Source organism: Roseomonas rosulenta, assembly GCF_016106005.1.
GTDB classification, from domain to species: Bacteria; Pseudomonadota; Alphaproteobacteria; order Acetobacterales; family Acetobacteraceae; genus Neoroseomonas; species Neoroseomonas rosulenta.
The window spans coordinates 1-14,112 of record NZ_JACADR010000107.1 but is presented as its reverse complement, the minus strand read 5'-3'; the positions used below and the strand labels follow the sequence as shown (position 1 = coordinate 14,112).

The 14,112-nt window shown below is 71.1% G+C and carries 14 protein-coding genes; 3 read left to right on the top strand and 11 right to left on the bottom strand.

The genetic code is table 11. The features are described 5' to 3' along the window. Nucleotides 1-209 (top strand): hypothetical protein (locus HW578_RS14045; protein WP_198371174.1); only part of this gene is annotated, 209 nt, incomplete at its 5' end. Nucleotides 210-279: 70 nt separating this feature from the next. Here HW578_RS14045 and HW578_RS14040 read toward each other — a convergent pair. The 7 genes from HW578_RS14040 to HW578_RS14010 form a co-directional block, all read right to left on the bottom strand. Beyond that, the gene (locus HW578_RS14040; RefSeq protein WP_198371173.1) at nt 280-675 is read right to left on the bottom strand and encodes a DUF4150 domain-containing protein; all 396 of its coding nucleotides are present in this window, start codon (nt 673-675) and stop codon (nt 280-282) included. Between the two features lie 13 nt (nt 676-688). Continuing rightward, nucleotides 689-1,291 carry a DUF3540 domain-containing protein gene (locus HW578_RS14035; RefSeq protein WP_198371172.1) on the bottom strand — a complete coding sequence of 201 codons (603 nt, stop codon included), beginning with the start codon at nt 1,289-1,291 and terminating at the stop codon, nt 689-691. Between the two features lie 15 nt (nt 1,292-1,306). Next, complete coding sequence (locus HW578_RS14030; RefSeq protein ID WP_198371171.1) at nt 1,307-2,368, bottom strand: pentapeptide repeat-containing protein; 1,062 nt, start codon at nt 2,366-2,368, stop codon at nt 1,307-1,309. Beyond that, nucleotides 2,365-4,971 carry a DUF2169 family type VI secretion system accessory protein gene (locus tag HW578_RS14025; RefSeq protein WP_198371170.1) on the bottom strand — a complete coding sequence of 869 codons (2,607 nt, stop codon included), beginning with the start codon at nt 4,969-4,971 and terminating at the stop codon, nt 2,365-2,367. Before HW578_RS14025 ends, HW578_RS14030 begins: the two co-directional genes overlap by 4 nt. A 33-nt stretch (nt 4,972-5,004) precedes the next feature. Then, nucleotides 5,005-7,245 (bottom strand): type VI secretion system Vgr family protein, encoded by a 2,241-nt coding sequence (locus HW578_RS14020; protein WP_198371169.1) that lies wholly within the window; start codon nt 7,243-7,245, stop codon nt 5,005-5,007. Nucleotides 7,246-7,324: 79 nt separating this feature from the next. Continuing rightward, on the bottom strand, nt 7,325-7,822 hold the full coding sequence (gene mscL / locus HW578_RS14015) for a large conductance mechanosensitive channel protein MscL (protein ID WP_198371168.1): 498 nt from the start codon (nt 7,820-7,822) through the stop codon (nt 7,325-7,327). A gap of 90 nt (nt 7,823-7,912) precedes the next feature. Then, nucleotides 7,913-9,247: a TAXI family TRAP transporter solute-binding subunit gene (locus HW578_RS14010; RefSeq protein WP_198371167.1), complete on the bottom strand. Its 1,335-nt coding sequence runs from the start codon at nt 9,245-9,247 to the stop codon at nt 7,913-7,915. 77 nt (nt 9,248-9,324) lie between these two features. Between HW578_RS14010 and HW578_RS14005 the strand changes: the two genes are divergently transcribed. Together HW578_RS14005 and HW578_RS14000 are read left to right on the top strand one after the other, a co-directional pair. Beyond that, a complete protein-coding gene (locus HW578_RS14005) occupies nt 9,325-9,732 on the top strand; it encodes a VOC family protein (RefSeq protein WP_198371166.1) in 408 nt (135 codons plus the stop codon). Between the two features lie 82 nt (nt 9,733-9,814). Continuing rightward, nucleotides 9,815-10,378, top strand: a complete 564-nt coding sequence (locus HW578_RS14000; protein WP_198371165.1) for a DedA family protein — start codon at nt 9,815-9,817, stop codon at nt 10,376-10,378. A gap of 42 nt (nt 10,379-10,420) precedes the next feature. Here HW578_RS14000 and HW578_RS13995 read toward each other — a convergent pair whose 3' ends face one another. From HW578_RS13995 to HW578_RS13980, 4 genes are all read right to left on the bottom strand, one after another. Then, nucleotides 10,421-10,951: a papain-like cysteine protease family protein gene (locus HW578_RS13995; RefSeq protein ID WP_198371164.1), complete on the bottom strand. Its 531-nt coding sequence runs from the start codon at nt 10,949-10,951 to the stop codon at nt 10,421-10,423. Nucleotides 10,952-11,035: 84 nt separating this feature from the next. Further along, entirely contained in the window at nt 11,036-12,367 is a 1,332-nt protein-coding gene (locus HW578_RS13990; RefSeq protein WP_198371163.1) for a TRAP transporter large permease, read from the bottom strand. Then, a complete protein-coding gene (locus HW578_RS13985) occupies nt 12,367-12,906 on the bottom strand; it encodes a TRAP transporter small permease (protein WP_198371162.1) in 540 nt (179 codons plus the stop codon). The genes HW578_RS13990 and HW578_RS13985 overlap by 1 nt, the downstream gene beginning before the upstream one ends. 88 nt (nt 12,907-12,994) lie before the next feature. Further along, nucleotides 12,995-13,993 (bottom strand): TRAP transporter substrate-binding protein, encoded by a 999-nt coding sequence (locus HW578_RS13980; protein WP_198371161.1) that lies wholly within the window; start codon nt 13,991-13,993, stop codon nt 12,995-12,997. Nucleotides 13,994-14,112: the final 119 nt, after the last annotated feature.

Below are 14,112 nucleotides of genomic sequence, written 5' to 3'. Positions count from 1 at the left end.
CCGCCGCGCATCTGCGCCGCGCCGCCGCGGTTCCGCCGGCGGAGATCGCCGCCACGGCGCAGGCCCTGCTGGCCGCGCGCGCCCCGATGACCGAGGCCGAGCTCGCCGCCGGCGTGCTGGCGGTGCTGGGCCTCGATGCCACGGCGCAGGTGGCGGTGGCCGCGAGGCTCGCGGCGCTGGTCGGGGCGGGGACGATTCGCCTGGGGTGAGGTCGCGGCTGGTCCGGCGCTGCCGCGCGCCCGCATCCTGCCGCGCCGCGGCATCGCGCCGGATGCTGCCCTATGGCGCGAGGATGATGACCTTGGTCTGGCTCGGCACGATGCGCGCGCCGACCATGTTCGTGCTGTTCTGCATCGACATCGAGGTGAGCCGCGTCGCCGGCGAACCGGAGACCAGCACGCTGAAGGCGCCGAGGACATGGCGCGAGGGACCCATCACCGTGCCCGATGCCACGCCCATCGCGACGCCGGCATTGTCGCCGTTCGTGATCGGGGTGACCGTCGCCATGTTGTGCATCGGCCCGACGCCGATGATGGTGTTGAACTGGCTCGGCACCGCCGTCGGTCCCTCGGCGATGTTGGGGTAGGGGATCGGCAGCGGCGACGGCACCGCCGGCGTCAGGCAGACATCGGGGAAGGCCAGGTCCATCCCGCCCATCTGGCAATTGGCGAACATCGCGCGCGGTCCTTCAGCCCAGGTGGATCTGGTCGGCGCGCAGCTTCACCAGCGCGCCGCCCTGCAGCGTCACGGCATCGCCGCGCATGTGCATGTGGCCGCTGGCGCGCTGGTCGATGTCGCGCGCGCGCAGCTCCTCGCTGTCCTCGACGATGCGCATAGAGCGGCGGAAGCGGCCCACGATGCGCTGCGCGATGGTCTCGATCGCCTCGGCCAGCAGGCTGACGCGCCCGAGGCTCGCCCCCGTGCGCCCCGCCGTGACGTCGAGGCTGCGCGTGGTGACCTCCGTCGTGTCCGCGCGCAGCGCGATGGTCCCGGCATCGAGCGTGAGCCGCGCATCCTGCGCCGCGCCGATCGTGGCGCCATCGGGCATCGCCACGCGCATCGGCGCGTCGCCGTGCCGCGCCAGCACGGCCAGGATGAAGGCCTGGCCCTCCGCCTCCCCCACCAGCACGAGGTCGCCGGGGGCGGGTTCCACCAGGCAGGAGAAGGCGCGCAACGCGGCTTCCTGCCGGCCATGGCGCAGGATCGCGACGCCGCGGGCATCGCAGGTAAGCACGCGTGCGCTGTCGGTCGGTACGCCGGTCAGCGGGGCGATGGGGCTGAGCGCGTTCATCGCGGTGTCTCCATGTCAGGCGGCGCCGAAGCGCTGCAGCCAGCGATCCGCCTCGAGGCGGACGTGGTCGGGCGGAAGGGCGTGGCGGCGGTCGGGGATATGGGCGTTCGCGTCGCGGATGGCGTGCAGGTTGGCGCGCGCGAGCGACGCGCCGGCGAATTCCGCGCCGTCGAGGTCGGCATGGCTGAGGTCCGCGCCGGCCAGGTCGCAGTCCTCGAAGCGGGCGCGCGGCGCCTTCATGCCGACGCAGACCGCCTGCACCAGCCGCGCGCCGCGGGCATCCGCATCCGCCAGGTCGGCCCCCTGCAGGATCGCGCTGGTCAGGTCCGCCCGTCGCAGCACGGCGTGGGTCAGCACGGCCTCGAGCAGCACCGCGCGCGGCATGCGTGCGCCCTCGAAGACGGCCCCGGCAGCCTTCACCTTCGCCATGCCCGCCTGGGTGAGGTCGGCGCCCGCAAGGTTGCAGCCGGTGAAGTCGCAGTCGTTGAAGTGGCACATCGCGGCCATGAAGCCGCGCAGGTTCATGCCCGCGAAGGTCACCTTGATGAAGTTCGTGCGGCTGAAACGCGCGCCTTCCAGCACGGCCCGCGTCAGGTCCGCCTCGACCAGCGCCATCTCCTCGCAATCGGTGCCGCCGAGGTCGATCCCGTCCGTGCGGCACTGCACGACATTGGCGCGCCGCAGCGATGCGCCGGCGAAGCTCGCGCGCGTCAGGCGGCACTGCACGATGTTGGCATCCGCGAGCATGGCGCGTGCGAAATTCGCCCCGCGCAGCCCGGTGCCCGTGGCGGACCAGCCGGTGCAGTCGGCGTCGGTCAGGTCGGCGCGCGACATGCTGCAGTCGTGGAAGCTCGCCTTCGCCAGCTTCGCGCCGGCCAGGTTGGCGCCATCGAGCCTCACGCCGTGCAGCAGCGCCTCGGTGAAGTTGGCACCGCGCAGATCGCATCCGGCCAGGCCGGCGCCGTCGAAGATGCCGCCCGACAGGTCGGCGCCGGACAGGTCGATGCCGCTCCACGCGCGATCCTCGCCGATGATCTCGCCGTCGCGCACCAGCGCCTCGATCTCGGCGCGGCTCATGCGGGGGTCCGGCGCGGATGGATGCGCGTGCGCGTGCGCTGGACGCGCGCGATGCGCGTTGCCTCGTCGGCATGGATGCGGGCGATGTCGGCCTCGTAGAGGCTCGCGTCATCGAGGTTCGCGGCGCGGATGTCGGCGCGCGCCAGGCTCGCTTGCGCGAGGTCGGCGCGCGTCAGGTGCGCGCCGCGCAGATCGGCCGCGGTGAAACGCGCGCCGCGCCCGCGCGCCAGGTCGAAGCTGGCACCATGCAGGCTGCAATCGGACAGGTCGGTGCCGGTCAGCGAGGCGCCGTCGAAGATCGCGCCGTCGAGCACCGTGCCGCGCAGGTTGGCGCCATCGCAGGTGGCGCCTGCGAAGCGCGCGCCGCGCAGCACGCAATCCTGCACGAAGACCGCCTGTTCCAGATGCGCCTGCTCGAGGCGCACGCCGTCGCCGGTCACGCCGATGAAGGCGGCGCCGGTCAGCTTCGCGCCGCTGAAGTCGGCGCCATCGAGCCCGGCGCGGATCATCACCGCGCCGCTCAGGTCAGCGTGGGCGGCGCGCAACCCGGCGAGCGAGCCCTCGTTGACAAAAAGGTTAGGCAGGTGAGCCTCGCTGATGTCGGCACCTTCCAGCAGCGCGCCGGTCAGGCTCGCGCCGGTCATCTCCGCGCGCAGGAACCTGCCCTGGCGGAGGTCGGCATCGCGCAGCACCGCATCGCGCAGGTTGGCGTCGGACAGGTCCGCGTTCTCGAAGCGCGCGCGCCCCAGATTGGCACCTTCCAGCGATGCGCCCACCAGCCGCGCGCCATCGAGCCGCGCATGCGCGAGCACGGCGCGGTCGAGTGTGGCGCCCGACAGGTCCGCGCCGCTGAGATCGGCGCCATCCAGCCAGGCTTCCGTCAGGTCGAATCCCGCGAGGTCCATGCCCGCGAGGTCGGCGCCGCAAAGATCGAGCCGCGCCGCGCTGCGCGTGCCATCCAGCAGCCGCGCGCGCAGCGCCGCGGAGGCGGCGGCATCGAGGCGTGGCGCGGGGTCCTGCATGTCGGCGGCCATGAGATAGCTGCGCCGGGCCATGTCGTCCGCTTCCGAGGCCTGGCGGGCGAGGGGGGGGGCGTCGCGCAGGCGGCGTTCGGTCTCGGCGGGCAGGCCCTGCGCCTCGAGCTCCATGATGCGCGCATCGAGCCTCGCGCGGGGATCGGGCGTGTCGAGGCGCGGCGGGCCGGCAGGCTTCGCCTTGGGGGCGGGTGGCGTGCCGCCGGCGGCGGTGATGCGCGCGGCCGTGGCCTCCTGTTCGCGCTTCGCCATTGCTTCGGCCTCGATCCGCTTCTCCTCGGCTTCGCGCGCCTTGGCGGCCATGTATGCGGGGATGTCTTCGAGCGATGGCAGGGGTTCGAAGGGCGGCGGCGGCGCAAGGCCATGCGCGTCGGGATTGACGCCGCGTTCGATCAGATGCGCGCGGCGGCGTTCGTGGTCGCGTTGCATGCGCGCGCGCGCGCGCCGCTGGGGCAGGCCTTCCTCGGCCAGCCTGCGGCGCAGATCGAGCAGCCCGGGGTCGGGGCGCAGGAGTTCGGCCGGCACCAGCGCGGCCTCGTCGAGGCTTGCGATCATGCCGTTCTCGTCGCCGCGCCGCGCGGCGTAGACCGCCTCGTAATCCGCTACGCTGCGCGGCGCGCCGAGGCGGTCCGCGCCCATGAGCAGGGCCGTGAGATCGCGCGCATCCTCCTCCTCGGTGCGGACGCGGCCGTGATGGACCATCACGAGGCGCTTCTGCGCGGGGAAGAACCACACGGTGGTCAGGTGCAGCGGCACGTCCTCGAAGGCCTCGGCGCCGCGGCGCTGCACCAGGATGCGCGGCTGCAGCCCCGGCAGGCGGCCGGTGATCTCCGATTCGTCCGGGTGCATGTTGGTGATGGCGTAGTCCTCGTCGCCCGCCAGGAAGCCTGCGAAGCGCTGGTCGGGCTGCGCCGCCATCGCCATGCGGAAGTCCACGTCGCGGGCGAAGCCGGGGAAATCCTCCTCGAGCCAGCGCTGGTCATGCGTGCCCGCGAGGCGCGCGCGCTGCGGCCAGGCGATGTCCATCGCACCGAGATTGACCGGATGCGGCGCGCCATGCGCCGCGCTGCCGGCGGGCAGCACGATGTTGGGCAGGGCGACGCGGTGGCCGACCCCCGGCAGGGGCATCTCGGCGATGCCGCGGCCAAGCGGGTTCTCCGCGAAGGAAGGTCCGCCATAGGCACGGTCCCAGCCCAGCGGCATCTCGGTGAAGGGCGCTGGGTCGGTCGGCAGCCCGTCCTCGATGTGATGATCGCCGACGACGCCGATGCGCTTCGTGACCGCGCCAAGTCGTGCGCTGACGGTGAGCGCGCGCACCGGCTGCCCGCCCAGTGCGAAGGCGCTGCCGGCGACCAGGAACTCGGCGGCCGGCTTGGGCAGGGTGATATCGATCGGCTGGGAGGGCGGCAGGACCCCAGGCAGGAACTGCCACATGGCGATCTCGCCGAGCAGCGCCGCCTCCTCCCCCATCGGGCAGAAGGACAGCGCGGCGAGGCTGAGGTAGTGCCGCCGACGGAACTCGGACGGTCGGCTCATCAGGCCGAGCGCGAGGGGTTTCTCGACCCTCATGTGGCGACAAGGCTCATGGCGGCGTCCGTCCGATCACCTCATCACCGTGACCATGGTGCGGTAGATCGAGGTCGTGTCGTTCTGCAGCCGCGTGATGCTCTGCTGCATGCTGACCAGGCGCGTCTCGTCAGAGATGGCGTTGTTCGTGCTGGACAGCAGCCCCCGATTCACCTGGAACGGCACCAGGTTGATCGACACGTAGCCCATGTTGATGCCGTAGCCCGACACGTTCACCGCCAGCGCGGCCACGTTCGTGGAAAGGACTGCCTGGTAGTTCGTCGTGAGGTAGAAGCTGCCCGTCCCCGAGCCCATCGCCCAGTTGTAGGTGTTGGTGTACTTGTTGTGGTTGTCGCTGTTGGTGTTGATGGTCGACGCCTTCAGGTTCATGTCGCCATTCGCCGTGACGTTGACGTCGCCGGATACCTTGATGGTGAGCGTGCCGCCGACCGTCTCGGTCACGTTCCCCGATACGCTGCGCGTCTCGCTGCCCTTGATCGTCTCCGTGACATTGCCGTCCACGGTCAAGGTCTGGTCCCCGCCGATCGTCGCGCGGTCATTCGCCTTGATCTCCACGGTGCGGTTGCCGGTCCCGGCACCCATGCCCACCGTGCGCGTCTCGTTGTTCTCCACCTCGACCACGTAGTCGCGCTCGGCGTGCAGCAGCACCTGCTCGGCGCCGATCGCGTCGTCGAAGCGCAGCTCGTTGTAGTTGTCGGCCGTGCCGCCCGGGGTCGATCGCGTGCGGATCCCCGATCGCGCCTTGTTGCCCGGCAGCGCATGCGGGACCGTGCTGTCCGTGTTGTAGACGGCGCCGGTGATGATGGGTCGGTCCGGGTCGCCATGCAGGAAATCGACGATCACCTCCTGCCCGACGCGCGGGATGTGGATCTGCCCCCAGCCTACGCCGGCCCAGCCCTGCGAGACGCGGATCCAGACCGCCGTGCCGACCGCCGCCGCGCCGCCGGGGCCGCGGTCCCACAGGAACTGCACCTGCACGCGCCCGAATTCGTCGGTGTTGATCTCCTCGCCCGTCGGGCCCACCACCAGCGCGGTCTGCGGCCCGGCCACCCTCGGCTTCGGCGTCGTGCGGTCGGGCCGGAAGGGCACCGCATGCGGCAGGCAGTCGAAGTCGTTGGCCTGGCTCGGCAGGGGCGGCGCGGCGGCGTCGGGATGGCGCAGCGCCCATTCCTCCGCCGTCCAGCAGGTCTGGTCCTGCACGCGGTGGCGGATGGCGGTCACCAGGTAGTCGGCCGCGCCCTCCTCGGTGTCGGGTTCGAAGGACGCCTTGGTGCCGGCATCGAGGCCCGCCGCGAGGCTGGCGCCGCTCCAGCGTTCCCAGTGCGATTCCTCGATCTCGATCAGGCGCGTCGCCATCAGGTCGGCATCGGCCTGGCCGACCTGGCCCTCGGCCGAACCGTCGCCGGTGCTGCGCAGGCGCGCCATGTAGTTGCCCGGGTAGCGGTAGCGTTCGTGCTGCGTCAGGCGCGTGACCACCGTGGGATCGGCGCCGGCGACATCGGCGAAATGCTCGGTCTTGTCCCAGGCGCGCTGCGGGCGCGTCAGGTTGTGGTCGCGCACCGTCCAGGTGCCGGTGCGGAAGCTGTAGTGGCTCTCGAAGCGGTCGAGCACGCCATCGCCAACCGCCAGCGTGTCGAAGGCCGGATGCGGGATGCGCACGTTGTTGTTGTTGTCGGTGAAGCACAGCGTGTGCGCCACGTCGGTGTGCTCGTGCCAGTAGAAGATGCCCGCGTGCTCCAGCAGGCGGCTGACGAAGTCGAGCGCAGTCTCGTCGTACTGCACGCAGTATTCGAGCGTGCCACAGGCCTCCGGCACCACGATGCGGTCGGCGAAGACGATGCCGGCCTCATCGAGGATGGTGCCCACGATCTGCGGGATGGTCTGGTCGTGGAAGATGCGGAAGCCCGAGCTCTGCGACAGGAACCACAGCTTGGGCACCACCTCCGCCTGCCATTCCAGGATGGTGCCGTCGCGCCCGACCCGGCCGATGCGCGAGATGCGCCTGAAATGGCCGTTCAGCGGACGGCGGCGCAGCAGGGCGGGCGCCCGTGCCCCGGGCTGGCCGAAGAACAGCGTCACCTCGGTGCCGACCAGCGCCTTCACCGCGGCGACCGGGGCCTCGGTCGCGAAGCGGATGCGGTAGACGAAGGGCGCCGAGAGCCTGTCCTCGCCCTCGAGTTCGGTCAGGACCGCGGGCCAGTCGGCCAGGGTCGTGTGCATCGCGAGCAGGGCGTTCGACTGGTCGTAGGTCGGCAAGGGGTCGTGTCCTCGGCTGGATCAGGCCGCGGGCCTGGCGGGCGGCATGGAGCCCCGCGGCAAGGCGGGTGTGGCGCGGTCAGCCGGGCGGGGGTGCCGCGCCGCGCGCGGCCTTCAGCTCGTCGCGGATCTCCGCGAGCAGCTTCTCCGAGGGTGTCGGCGCGGGCGGCGCCTTCGCCTTCTCCACCGCCTGGGAGGCCTGCAGCTTGCTCAGGATCTTGACCAGCCAGAACACCGCGAAGCCGACGATGACGAACTTGATCACCGCATTCAGGAACGACCCGACGGCGAGCACCGAGGCGCCGCCCTGGCGCGTCGCCTCCAGCGAGGCGCGGCGTTCCCCGAACAGCACGACGAACAGGTTCGAGAAGTCGATCCCGCCCATCAGGATGCCCACGATCGGGTTGAGCAGGTCCTCGACGACCGAGGTCACGATGGCGGTGAAGGCCGCGCCGATCACGACGCCGACCGCGAGGTCGATGACGTTGCCGCGCATGATGAAGGCCTTGAAGTCCTTCAGCCACTCCGGCTCCTTGAGCGGGATCTTGCTGGTGATCTTGTTCGCGAGGTCGCTCATCGGCCCGTCTTCCCCTGGCATGTCGAATCCGGCATGGCGTGCAGGCTGGCGCGATCGTGCCGCGAACTCAACAATGCCGTGCGGCGCCGCTCACGCATCCCCGGTGTCCTGGGCCGAGCCGGCTGTGCGCACGGCGCGCCCGGGGGCAAGCTGCGCGCGCACATAGGCGATGTCCCGGCGCAGCGCGAAGACATGCCGCCGATACGTCACGGGCAGGGCGAGGCGCGCCACGCGCCCTTCCAGCGCCGCGAGCCGCTCGCGCAGCGCGGCGCGCGCGTCGTCCTCCCGCGTGGCCTCCGCCTCCGCCTCGATCCGCCGAAGCGTGTCATAGTGCCGCCAGACCCGCGTCTCCATCTGCCAGGCATACAGTGCAGGGCCGAAGCGGATCAGCGGCAGCGCGAGGCCCAGCACCGGCAGCAGCACGAAGAGCAGCCGCTCCACCCAGACCGCGACCCAGAAGGGCAGCCAACGCTGCAGCACGGTGCGCCCGCGGGCGTAGTAGCGCTCCGCATCGGCGTTCATCGGCAGGTCCTGCGCCAGCGCATTCGGGAAGGCGCCCTCGGCCGCGAAGAGCGTGCGCGGCCGGTGCACCTCCTGCATGATGCCCACCAGCAGGGAGACGACCTGCGGATGGATGTCCTCATGCGCCACCACCGAGGCGACGGGCGCCAGCAGCGTGTGCGGCCGGTCCGGCAGGTCGGCGGCGAGCGACAGGCCGCCGCGCGGCAGGCGCACCGCCGACAGGAAGGGCAGCCGCACCGCATAGGCGTCGGCGAAGTCGGCGAAATCGAGCAGGCGCAGCGCGGGGGCGGCCTGCAGGAGGGTCGCGATCGTCCCCGTGGTGCGCGCCGAGACCAGGATCGCGGCATCCGCCGCGCCGGTGGCCAGCGCCTCGGCCGCCGCGGCGCCGGTCAGGGGCAGCGCGTCGATGTCGCTCGCGCCGATGTCGTTGGCCGCGAGCATCGCCAGCGCAAGTACGCGGGTGCCGCTGCCCTCGGGCCCGACGGCGACGCGCCGGCCGCGCAGGTCGGCAAGCCGCGTGATGCCGCGATCGGCGTGCAGGAAGGCCCAGACCGGTTCGGCGAAGACCGCGCCGAGCGATTCCAGCCCCGCATCGCGCTCCGGGTCGGCGATGCCGCCCTGCACCAGCGCCACGTCCACCTCACGCGCGCGCAGCATGGCCAGGTTGTCGACCGAACCCTGGGTCGGCACGCGCCGCACGCGGAAGCCGGTGGCCTGCAGGCGCTGGGCATAGGCATCGGCGGCCAGCGTATAGGCGGAATCGGGCACGGTGCCGGTGGCGATGCGGATCTCGCGCGGGGGCGCGGGGGCCGCCAGCGAATAGCCGAGCGCGCCGCAGGCCAGCAGCAGCAGGGTCGTGCTCAGCGCCCAGTGCCGGATCAGCCAGTGAATCGCGCGCTGCATCGCCGCTGACCTTGCGATGCCCGGGGGCCGCGGGCAACCCGGTTGGCAGTGGCGCGCGCCGGCGCCATCCTGGCCGCATGAGCGCGCCCTTCGACCAGCACGTCACCTTCCTCTATGCCGAGGACCCCGAGCCTTCCTGGCGCTTCTACGAGGATGTGCTTGGCCTGCCGCTGGCGCAGGACCAGGGGTCCTGTCGCATCTACGCCGCGGCCCCGGGCGGGCGCGCCTTCCTGGGCGTGTGCCGCGCCCGCGGCCCGCGCGTGACGGACAACCCGCGCGTGCAGGGCGGCGCCGTCATCACCTTCGTCGCGCAGGATGTCGAGGGCTGGCACGCGCGCCTGGTCGCGGCCGGTGTCGTGCCGGACAAGGCGCCGGCCTATTCCGAGACCTATCGCGTTACGTCCTTCTTCTTCCGCGACCCGGCGGGCTACACGCTGGAGGTGCAGCGCTTCGAGCGCCCGGACTGGCCCGCGCCGGGCGATTGACGCGGCGCAGCAAAGGTTTCCCATTTCCCTGCGGCTCAGGACAGGGCAGTCTTCCGCCCAACGAACTGGGAGACTTCCGGGCTTGGCCGAATTCTGGGCCGATTGGGGCGACTACGCATACCTTGCGGCTGCGCTCTGGGCATTCTTCGAAGGCGAGACTTTCGTTCTGGCGGCAGCCGCCATCGGCGCCACGATGGGGGTCGTCGACCCGTGGCTGCTGATGGGCTCGGTGTGGATCGGCTCCTACCTGGGCGACCAGACCTGGTTCTACCTGGGGCGGCGCTACGGCCCGGCCATACTGCGGCGCTTCCCGAAGTCCCAGCCGCGGGTGGAGCGCGCGAATGCGCTTCTCGAACGCTATGGCACGTTGTTCATCCTGTCCTTCCGCTTCCTGTACGGCGTGCGCAACGTCGCTTCGGTCGTGTGCGGGTTGGCGGGGTATCCGAAGCTGCGCTTCGCGGTGCTGAACTTCATCGCCGCCGGTGTCTGGGCGGGGTCCTTCGTCGCGGCGGGATGGTTCCTCGGCGCCTGGCTCGGCGTCGAGCGGCTGTTCTGGGCGATCTGCACCATCGCCGCGACGGCGCTCGCCTTCTTCGTGGCGCGCCATTTCTGGATGCGCCGACGGGTGGGGCCGGCGCCGACCTGAAGGACCGCGCCCGGGTGGCGCCTCGCATCGCCCGGGGGGCGGTCAGTTCCGGACGCTGACGCCGTAGCTGAACGGCAGCGCGTCGCGCCGCAGCAGCGGCCAGCCTGCGGCGAGCTTCGCGCGCATCTCCTCGAGCGGCAGCTCGCTGCGCGGGGCGTTCTCGGGGTCGTGGTAGATGATGCCGCCGCTCCCGGTGCCGATGATCGCCGAGGCATGGCCATAGGTGCTGCCGGCCGAGGTCTTGAGCCAGGGCAGGAACAGCGGTCCCCAGAGCAGCAGCTCGACCTCGAGCTCCTCGAGTGTGGCGGACAGCCCGCCCTCCAGTTCGACCAGGTGCTCGTTCTGCATCAATGTGGGCAGCCAGCCCTTGCTGATCGTCCAGTGGCCCATGCGGACCGTGCCGTCGGCCTGCGGCAGCGGGCGGGAATAGAGGGCGGGCACGCCCTGGCGGGGGCCCTGCTCGAAGGAATAGCCGATCATGCAGGCGGTCGCGTACCAGCACCCCGTCGGGTCATCGAGGTGCAGGTTGCCGCCGAAGTCGAGCTGACTGACGAATGGCACATCGAGGTACATCGCGGTCCCTCCGGTTGCGTGCCCGCCAAGGCTAGGCCATCCGGCTGTGCGCGCGCCATCCTCCCGTGCGCGCCCCGCGCGGCGCTACCGCGCCAGCATGGTGTTGGGCAGCCAGGTCACGATGGCCGGGAAGACGGTCACGATCGCCACGCCGATCAGCATCAGGAAGAAGAAGGGCAGGGTGTTCTTCGCCACCTCGAAGATGCCCTTGCCGGTCAGCCCCTGCAGCACGAACAGGTTGAAGCCGACCGGCGGGGTGATCTGCGCGAGCTCGACCACCAGCACGATGAAGATGCCGAACCACACCAGGTCGAAGCCGGTGCTGGCGATGATCGGCAGCACCACCGAAACCGTCAGCACGATCATGCTGATGCCGTCGATGAAGCAGCCGAGGATCAGGTAGATCACCGTAAGGCAGGCAATGATCATGAAGGGGCTGAAGCCCTGCGCGCCGACCCAGGCCGCCATCGCCGCCGGGATGCCGGAATAGGCCATGGCCTGCGTGAGGAAGGCCGCGCCCGCCAGGATCAGGTTGATCATGCAGGACAGGCGCACCGCGCCCATCAGGCTGTCGGCGAAGGATTTCGGCGTGAGTGACCCGCCCCAGGCCGAGAGTGCGAGCGCGCCGACCACGCCGAACACCGCCGCTTCCGTCGCCGTCGCCCAGCCGAGGTAGATGCTGCCCATCACGAAGGCGATCAGCAGCACGACGGGGATCAGCTGCCCGCTCTCGCGGAGCTTCTGCGCGAAGGGCATCGGCGGGTCGGCCGGCGGCGTCAGCTTCGGGTTCAGCATCGACCACACGGCGATGTAGCCGCTGAACAGCACCATCAGCATGATGCCGGGGAAGACGCCGGCGATGAACAGCCGCACGATGCTGACCTCGGCGGCCACGCCATAGACGATCATCACGATCGAGGGCGGGATCAGCAGGCCGAGCGTGCCCGCCCCGGCCAGGGATCCGATCGCCATCGGCGCGTGGTAGCCGCGCTGGAGCAGCGCCGGCAGCGACATCTTGCCGATGGTCGCCGCCGTCGCCGCCGACGAACCCGACACGGCGGCGAAGATGCCGCAGCCGATCACGTTCACATGCATCAGGCGCCCGGGCAGGCGCTGCACCCAGGGTGCGAGGCCGCGGAACATGTCCTCGCTGAGCTTCGTGCGAAACAGGATCTCGCCCATCCAGATGAACAGCGGCAGCGCGGCGAGCGTCCAGGAGGCCAGCGATTGCCAGATGGCCGTGCCCATCACCTTCTCGGCCGGGAAGGTCGGCATGGAGGGGATCAGCATGGGCAGCGCGACGATGCCGACCAGGCCCACCAGCGCCAGCGCCAGGCCGATCCACACGCCGAGCCCGAGGAAGACGAACAGGAGCCCGAGCAGCAGCATCCCCGCTTCGGTCTGGGCGAGTTCCATCAGATTTCCTCCCCCGCGCGCGACAGCGCATCGGCTTCCGCGGCGCGGCGGTAGGACGGCGTGCCCCCGCTCAGGTGCACCACCAGGTCATCGATCAGGCAGATCGCGAAGAGCGCGACGCCGGTGCCCACCAGCCCCTGCGGCACCCACAGCTTCCACGCCACCGAACCCTGCGCGACATCCTCGAACTCGAAGCTGTCGAAGGCGAGGTCGAGCATCGCGTAGGCGAAGAAGGCGCACAGCGCCGCCGAGATGCCGACGGCGATGGTCTCCATCACGAAGCGCGGTGCCCCACGCAGCCGCCCGATGATCAGGTCCACCCGGATATGCGCGCCGTGCCGGAACGCATAGGCCAGCGGCAGCGTGGCCGAGGCCGCGACCGAGAAGGCCGTGAGGTCGTCGGCGCCGAGCACGGTCGCGCCGAACTGCCGGCCGATCACCTGTGTGGCGATGATCCCGCCGATCGCAGCCAGCGCCACCGCGCCGGCAATGCCGCCCAGAAGGTAGAGCGCATCCAGTGCGCGACGCAGCGGGGTCATGCTGCCTGGCCGTGAAGCGTCGTCATCCGGGCTGCTTCCATGGTGGCGGGGTGATGCGGGACCCGCGCGGCGGCGGGTCCCGGCGGGATCAGGCGATGGCGGCGCGATAGGCGTCGATCAGGCGCTTGCCCTCGTCGCCGGCCTTGGCCACCCATTCGTCGGCCTGGGTCGCGCCGATGCGCATCAGGCCCTCGCGCAGCGCCGGCGTCATGGTGCCGATGGTCATGCCGCGGCTTTGCAGGATGTTCTGCTGGTTCATCGTCTCGACGTCGGAGGCTTCCCAGCCGCGCGCCTCGGCCGCCGCCGCCGCCGTGCGGATGGCGGCCTGCACATCGGCCGGCAACGCCTGCAGCGCGCGGGTCTGCACGAAGATCGCGTTCTTCGTGCGCGTGAAGCCGATCGGCGTGAAGTGGCGGCAGAAATCCCAGGCCTGCACATCGACGCCGGTCGCGGCCGAGGTGACCATGGCGTTCACCACGCCGGTGGCGAAGGCCTGCGGCACTTCGGCCTGCTGCACCAGGGTGGGGGTCGCGCCGCAAAGTGTGGCGAAGCGGTTGGTCAGCGCGTTGAAGGTGCGCATCTTAGTGCCGCGCAGCGTCTCGACGCTCTCGACCGGGACATTGGTGTACAGGCCCGAGGGCGGCCACGGCACCCAGTACAGCAGGGACACGCCCTGGCGCTGGAAGCGCGCCTCGACATACTGCTTCTGCAATTCGGCCAGCTTGCGCGCCATGTCGGTGCTGGTCACCAGCATCGGCACGGAATCGACCTCGAAGAATGGATCCTCGTTGCCATAGGCCGAGAGCAGGATCTCGCCGATCTGCGCCTGGCCGGTCTGCACGCCGCGCTTGATCTCTGGCATGCGCAGCAGGGACGCGTTTGAATGAAGCTGGATCTGCAGCCGCCCGCCGGAGGCCGCCTGCACCTGCTCGATGAAGGTGCGCATGTTGCGGGTGTGGAAGTTGCCGTCCGGATAGGCGGTGGCGACCTGCCAGCGCGTCTGCGCCTGTGCCGTCCCGGCACCGAGTGCCGCGGCCGCAAGGCCGCCCGTGGCCGCGAGAAGGTCGCGGCGGCGAAGGTTGGTCATGGGAGAGCCCCCTGTTCTGTTCTTGTGCGCGCGCATCTTCGGCGCGGGTCGCGGCGCGGCGCAAGGGGGGCGCGCCGGCGCCGCGGCGCGCGCGCCCGCCTGTTGCACCCGTAAGGGGC